This is a genomic window from Bifidobacterium minimum, assembly GCF_000741645.1.
Lineage (GTDB): Bacteria > Actinomycetota > Actinomycetes > Actinomycetales > Bifidobacteriaceae > Bifidobacterium > Bifidobacterium minimum.
Window position 1 is genome coordinate 48,266 of the sequence record NZ_JGZD01000010.1, and the last position, 6,796, is coordinate 55,061.

The window sequence follows — 6,796 nt, forward strand, 5'->3', positions numbered from 1 at the left end:
GTCCAGGAATCTCTCCGCGTCGATCATGCCGCAGACGAGGCCGCCGCGGACCCGTCGCCGGATGCGGACCCGTCGGACGAATCGGGATTCTCCCCATCGGGGGACGGGAGAAGTCCAAACTCGATTTTGACCTTCTTCTCGATCTCCTCCGTGAGGGAGGGGTTGTCCTTGAGGAATTTACGGACGTTCTCCCGCCCCTGCCCCAATTGGTCCCCTCCATAGGTGAACCACGATCCGGACTTCTTGACGACATTGCTTTGAAGCGCCATATCGAGGACTGACCCCTCCCTCGATATCCCCTCGCCGTAGAGAACGTCGAACTCCGCGGATTTGAAGGGCGGAGCCATCTTGTTCTTGACGACCTTGACACGAGTACGGCTGCCGACGGCCTCATCGCCGTTCTTCAGGGTCTGGATCCTTCGGATGTCGAGACGAACCGACGAATAGAACTTCAGCGCCTTGCCGCCGGTCGTCGTCTCGGGGTTCCCGAAGAAGACCCCGATCTTCTCGCGAAGCTGATTGATGAAAATCGCGGTCGTGCCCGCCTGCGACAGAGCTCCCGTCATCTTCCTCAGGGCCTGACTCATCAGCCTCGCCTGCAGACCCACATGGCTGTCGCCCATCTCTCCCTCGATCTCCGCCTTGGGCACAAGGGCCGCCACCGAGTCAATGACGATCACGTCCAACGCCCCGGAGCGGATCAGCATATCCGCGATCTCCAGAGCCTGCTCGCCGTTATCCGGCTGCGAGACCACAAGGGAGTCGGTATCCACCCCAAGATGCCGGGCATAGACGGGATCCAACGCGTGCTCCGCATCGATGAAGGCGGCCACACCGCCCTTCTTCTGGGCGTTGGCCACCACATGAAGGGCCAGGGTCGTCTTCCCGGAGGATTCCGGTCCATAGATCTCCACGATCCGTCCACGTGGCAGACCGCCGATTCCCAAGGCCATATCCAAGGCCAGCGATCCCGTCGGTATGACCTCGACGTCCTGTTCCGGCTTGTCCCCCAGACGCATGGCCGATCCCTTGCCGAAATTGCGTTCGACCTGCTCAAGCGCGGTGTTCAACGCCGCCTGGCGCCTTGGATCGATTCCATGTGCGTCGGATGCACGGGCATCCGACCTGCCCGCCGAGGCCTTGCCGGAGGACTTTGTTTGCTGCGCCATCGATTCTCCTTTTTCGCGGCTTCCAGATGACGATCACACTAGACGCCCGCACCCTCGGGGTGAGACCGACCAACGACACGGTGGTCAAACGCCACGGCTCCATCAACGTCCCCAGAATATACCATCATGCGAACATCTGTTCGAATGGCGAGTCAGGCCGCCACGCCCAAACGACCGGACACAGGGTCCGCGAGACGCTTCAGAAGCTCATCTGCGAGCACCGGGAAGGGGTGGCGCGTTATGATCCTTCCCCCACCGTCGCGAATCGGGGACGCCCATCTGATCGCACAGAACGTTCCAGACGACGCGCGGCTCGACGCCGTCGGCCAGCGCCTCGACAACCGTTCCGCCGTCCAACGCAGTCAGACACAGATCGCGCGCGAGGCTGCGGCCGTACGCACGACCGAAAACCTCATCCATCAGCTGCCAAAACTCACGTTCTCTCACAAAAACATCATAGGCAAGCCGCGCGCATATGCGGCGCAGGCGCGGAGAGATGAACCGAGGCGGTACGGCGACAACGGTCAGACCTCAAGGGAATCCAGATAGTGGGCCACCATGCGCAGCATCTGCGCCGTGCTGACCCCCAAGGCCTCCGAAATGGAACTGAGCAGCTCGGAGCTCGCCTCCTTCTGCCCACGCTCGACCTCGGACAGATATCCCAGGGAGACGCCAGCCTTCTCGCTCACCTCGCGAAGGGTTTTGCGGTCGCGGGTCCTCAGATCCCGCAGGACATGGCCGATGGCCTCCCTCAGGGACACGTCGTGGAGAGCCCTATCCCCCTCTCCGCGACGGCGGGCCGACGCACGGGCGGTCTTCTCATGCTCGGCATCCTCCTCAAGCCACATACGGCTGAGCGCCGCCTGACGATCATCCTTCGCCTTTTTGGCCGCACGCGCCATGATGACCTGCTGCTGGGCGAACATGACCGCTCTGCGCTGCGCCGGGGTGAGATCCCTTTTCCTCGCTGCCGTGGCGGCGACCGCGCCGACCCTCACGACATCCTGATCACGACGCTCGGACTCTCGTGTCATGGCTTCCATTGCGCACTCCGTTCCTGCTGGTCACGTTATTACGTACGCCATATACAACACGTCGAATCGTGGGATTATTCCCATCCGCCCCCTGTGAGCTGCATCACATATCGCAGAAGGCCAACAACGACATAGCGGCGAATCCGCTCCCTGCCCCCGCTGGCGCGAATCTCCATCACCATTCCCCGTCGGTTCCCCGCGGAACCGGCCACTTCGCAGGGAATGCTGACGCCAACATAGGCGAGCCCCTCCGCCCTGCCTCTCTCGTCAGGGCCCGGACCCGCCACACCCGTGGTGGACAGCCCCAGAACCCTTCCCGCATACTGCGGCTGATCGAACAGACGCGCGACGCCCTCGGCCATCTGGGCGGCCACCGCGGGATGGACCGCTCCCTGATCCCGAAGCAGACGCGCGTCCACACGCAGCAGCGATGCCTTGGCCTTGACGTCATATGTGACGGCGGATCCAAGGAAAACGCTCGAGGCCCCCGGCACGCTCACGAACGCATCCGCCAGCAATCCACCAGTGAGGGACTCGGCAACCGCGACGCGCACGCCACCGACACGGCAGCGATCCATCACCTCCGACGCGAGCCTCACGCCGGCCGCGTCCATGTCCTCGACGGAAAGACCATCACATCCGCGCCCGTCGTCCCTCCGATCGACGGCACCACTCGGGGAATCCGAGGCGAAGCCACCCGTCTCCATAACCGTTCACGCCTTCGTGGCGGCATCCGACGACGCGGGCCTCCACACGCGATACAGATACAGGCCGCCGGAATAGAGGCACAGGATCAGCGACAGATAGATGACCGTGAACGTCACGACATAATAGACGTTGATCCACATGGGCGTTCCCGCGGACGAGGGACTCAGCGACCATACCGGGAACAGAAGCAGCCCCAGTCCGACGCACTGAGCCAGCGTCTTGTACTTCCCGGCCCTGGACGCCGCGATGACCCGCCCGCCCGTGTCGATGACGAAGAACCTCATCACGGTGATGCCTATCTCACGCACGAGCATGAGGATGGTGACCCACCAGTACACCTCGCCGAACGCCGAGGCCACCACCAGGGTCGCTCCGATGAGAAGCTTGTCGGCGATGGGATCCATCAGCTTGCCCAGTTCCGTCACCTGGTCGTACGTGCGGGCCATCCACCCGTCCAGCTTGTCCGTCGACGCGGCCACGATGAAAAGGACGGCGGCCACCCATCTCATCGTCACGCTGTTCGCTCCCCAAGGGCCCGCCATGACATCGATGACGACGAAGGCGATGACCAGAGCGATCCTCGTGTAGGTGACCAGATTCGGCGGGCTGTTCCACCCATCAAGAAGGCTGGATACCGTGTTCTGACGTTTCCGCATGACATCTACCATAGCGCGCGTGCGCCGAACGCCGTTGCGCGAACCGCGGTGCGGACCCCCCGCGCGAGTCCCCGCCGCAGTCGGGCAGGTGCCCCCGCCGCAGCCCGTCCACGTCCGACACGGAGCCGATCACGGGTCCATCGCAGGCCTATTAAGCCCGTCACATGGCCCTTACCACGCGGCCCACCGTCACGCCCAGCAACCACAGGCCCACCAACCGCACGCCCACCACGTAAGGCGCTAATCCTCCTCGGCCTCGGCGGGAGACGGCGACGGCGTGAGACCGTCCGTCTCCCCCCGGATGAACGCCAGAACCTGGGTCAGATCCTGCGGCTGGACGAGGACCTCGCGGGCCTTCGATCCTTCCGATGGCCCGACCACGCCGCGTGACTCCAACAGATCCATCAGACGCCCCGCCTTCGCGAATCCCACCCGCAGCTTCCGCTGGAGCATCGACGTGGATCCGAACTGCGTGGTCACCACGAGTTCCGCCGCCTGCAGAAGGACATCCATATCGTCGCCGATGTCCTCATCGGGCTCGATGGCCTTGCGATCCTCGTCCTTCGCCATCTGCTCGATGTCCTCCCGATAGCGGGGCTTGCGCTGAGTGCGCACGAAGTCGACGGCCTTGCGTATCTCCGACTCGCTGACCCAGGATCCCTGCACGCGGATGGGCTTGGCCGAACCCATCGGAAGGAACAGGGCATCGCCTTGCCCGATCAGGGCCTCGGCGCCGACCGTGTCGAGGATGACCCGCGAATCGGTGGCCGATGAGGTGGCGAACGCAAGCCGCGAGGGGATGTTCGCCTTGATCAGTCCCGTGACCACATCGACGGAGGGCCTCTGCGTCGCGAGGACCAGATGGACCCCCGCCGCCCGGGCAAGCTGGGTGATGCGCTGGATGGAGCTCTCGACGTCGTTCTTGGCGACCATCATAAGATCCGCCATCTCATCGACGACGACGAGAAGATAGGGATAGGGAGCAACCTTGCGGTTCGATCCCGCCGGGGCGTGGACCTTCCCCGCACGGACGGCGGCATTGAAGTCCTTGACGTGGCGGAATCCGAAGAACTGCAGGTCGTCGTAGCGGGCGTCCATCTCCTTGACGACCCACTCAAGAGCCTGGGAGGCCTTCTTGGGATCGGTGATGATGGGCGTGAGAAGATGCGGTATGCCCGCATACGCGGACAACTCGACCCGCTTGGGATCGACCAGGATGAGCCGGACCTGCTCGGGATGGGCACGCATGATTATCGACGTCAGCATCGAATTGATGAAGCTGGACTTGCCCGATCCCGTCGCGCCGGCGACGAGAAGATGGGGCATCTTGGTCAGATCGGCGGTGACGAAATGCCCCTCGACGTCCTTGCCCACACCGGCGAGCATGGGATTGGGGTCGGACAGGGCCTTGTCGGACCTCAGCACATCACCCAGATGGACGATCTCCCTGTCCACGTTCGGGATCTCGATGCCGATGGCGGATTTGCCGGGGATGGGCGACAGGATCCTCACATCGGAGCTTGCGACCGCATAGGCGATGTTGCGCTGCAGGTTGGTGACCTTCTCGACCTTCACGCCGGGGCCGAGCTCGACCTCGTACTGCGTGACCGAAGGGCCCCGAAGGAATCCGACTACCCTGGCGTCGACGTTGAACTGCTGGAAGGTGGAGACCAGCGACGCGATGACGGCATCATTGGCCGCGGTGCGTGCCGCATGGGGTTTGCCACGGGTGAGAAGCTCGAGATCCGGCAGATGGTACGGGGAATCCCCGCCGATCGGAGGCGCCGCCGGCGCACCCTCGGACCGCGCCGCATCGCCCTGCTGGCCGGCGGGCTGCATCCGACCGGCATCCGCCGCCGAGCCGTCCCCGACGCCGGAGGACATCGTGCCGACCGGTACCGTCATGGCCCAGGGATCGTCCCCGGCCGATGCCCGTCCGCTCCGAGACGCCGACACGCCATCGTCGCCCGCATCGGGTTCGCCGACACTCCGCACGGGGGGCTGCCAGCCTCCGGTTCCCGCGGACGAAACGACCTGACGTGTCGGATGGGACGGCATGGTCTCCATGGTCGTGGTGTCACCGTCGGAGTCCGCCCGCGGATCCGTCGAACGCGGACCCGTCGGCGAGACGAAGGCATCGTCACCGGCGTACCGGTCAAGGCGGTCATCGTCGCCGCGCCCGTCACGATGCGTAAATGCACCCCACCACGCCTTCAGGCGGGAATGGCGCGCAGGGGCGGACGTCTCTCCCCCATCCCCGCCGTTCCCATCATGCGAGGGCACGCCCGCGGCGACGGGAATGACGTCCCCGCCCACCCGCACCTCGTCGGGAAACTGCCCGTCGTCCCCCTCCGTGGACGCGGCCCGATCCCCATGCGCGAATACGCCACGAATCGCCTCCGCCACATCCGTCATCGTCCGGCCGGCGATCATCAGCAGCGAGAACAGCCCCACCAGAACGAATACGATGACGGCGAAGACGCCGGACAGACCCCATGACAGCGGCGATCCCAGAACGAATCCCAGAAGGCCGCCGGCCCGCTGCACCTGCGAGAACGAGAACCCCTTGGCATCGGACAGGACCACTATGTCGATGATGGAGCACACGGACCACAGAAGCAGGAACCATCCGCTGATCACGCGTGGATTCTCGGAGCCCTTCCCCGCATGGCGCATCAACCGGATGGCCAGTATGACGAGAAGAACCGGCAGCACCACGCTCATCAGCCCCAGGGCCCCGGACGCGAGCGAATGGAGAAGGCGGCCGAGCACCCCGCTGACACGGAACCATTCGGATGCGACGAACAGAACGGCAAGGACCAGAAGCAGAAGGCACAGCCCATCGCGGCGGTAGGCGGGGTCGAACTCGTCGCCGACGCCGCTGACCGACCTCACCAGCGTCCCGATCGCACGAGGAAGCGCCAGAAGCGCACGCCGCCACATTGGCTCCTGCCCGGCACCGGTCCGGGCGTCGGAGGACCGGTCACCGCCATGACGCGAATCGGACCGCGTCGAGGATGACCCTTTTTTCGAGGAAGATGTCTGTCGTGCCATAACGGAATCGATTCTACGCAGGGGGACTACCGAGCCCCGACCGGACGCCCGTCGTGGACCACGGTCAGGCCCTTCCATCAGTGCGCAGGTCCCGGCACGCGGGTCGCCCGGTACGCGGGTCCCGGTACGCGGGTCGCCCGGTACGCGGGTCCCGGCACGCGGGTCGCCCGGTACG

General features: G+C 64.8%; 6 protein-coding genes. All 6 read right to left on the reverse strand.

The genetic code is table 11. From position 1 onward, the window contains the following. Positions 1-23: 23 nt before the first annotated feature. The gene (gene recA, locus BMIN_RS07130; protein WP_022861018.1) at positions 24-1,169 is read right to left on the reverse strand and encodes a recombinase RecA; all 1,146 of its coding nucleotides are present in this window, start codon (positions 1,167-1,169) and stop codon (positions 24-26) included. A gap of 207 nt (positions 1,170-1,376) precedes the next feature. After that, positions 1,377-1,616, reverse strand: coding sequence for a DUF3046 domain-containing protein (locus BMIN_RS07135; RefSeq protein WP_022861019.1), 240 nt, complete (start codon positions 1,614-1,616; stop codon positions 1,377-1,379). 77 nt (positions 1,617-1,693) lie between these two features. Continuing rightward, on the reverse strand, positions 1,694-2,212 hold the full coding sequence (locus BMIN_RS07140; RefSeq protein WP_022861020.1) for a helix-turn-helix domain-containing protein: 519 nt from the start codon (positions 2,210-2,212) through the stop codon (positions 1,694-1,696). A gap of 65 nt (positions 2,213-2,277) precedes the next feature. Further along, positions 2,278-2,817, reverse strand: a complete 540-nt coding sequence (locus BMIN_RS07145) for a CinA family protein (protein ID WP_026647419.1) — start codon at positions 2,815-2,817, stop codon at positions 2,278-2,280. 99 nt (positions 2,818-2,916) lie between these two features. After that, positions 2,917-3,567, reverse strand: a complete 651-nt coding sequence (gene pgsA, locus BMIN_RS07150; protein WP_022861022.1) for a CDP-diacylglycerol--glycerol-3-phosphate 3-phosphatidyltransferase — start codon at positions 3,565-3,567, stop codon at positions 2,917-2,919. Positions 3,568-3,807: 240 nt separating this feature from the next. Beyond that, positions 3,808-6,510 carry a DNA translocase FtsK gene (locus tag BMIN_RS07155; protein WP_420796720.1) on the reverse strand — a complete coding sequence of 901 codons (2,703 nt, stop codon included), beginning with the start codon at positions 6,508-6,510 and terminating at the stop codon, positions 3,808-3,810. Between the last annotated feature and the right edge of the window lie 286 nt (positions 6,511-6,796).

Bases quoted from the DNA above. Each gene is read 5' to 3' on its own strand.
- recA (WP_022861018.1), bottom strand. From the start codon at position 1,169: ATGGCGCAGCAAACAAAGTCCTCCGGCAAGGCCTCGGCGGGCAGGTCG.
- BMIN_RS07140 (WP_022861020.1), bottom strand. From the start codon at position 2,212: ATGGAAGCCATGACACGAGAGTCCGAGCGTCGTGATCAGGATGTCGTG.
- BMIN_RS07145 (WP_026647419.1), bottom strand. From the start codon at position 2,817: ATGGACGCGGCCGGCGTGAGGCTCGCGTCGGAGGTGATGGATCGCTGC.
- pgsA (WP_022861022.1), bottom strand. From the start codon at position 3,567: ATGCGGAAACGTCAGAACACGGTATCCAGCCTTCTTGATGGGTGGAAC.
- BMIN_RS07155 (WP_420796720.1), bottom strand. From the start codon at position 6,510: ATGTGGCGGCGTGCGCTTCTGGCGCTTCCTCGTGCGATCGGGACGCTG.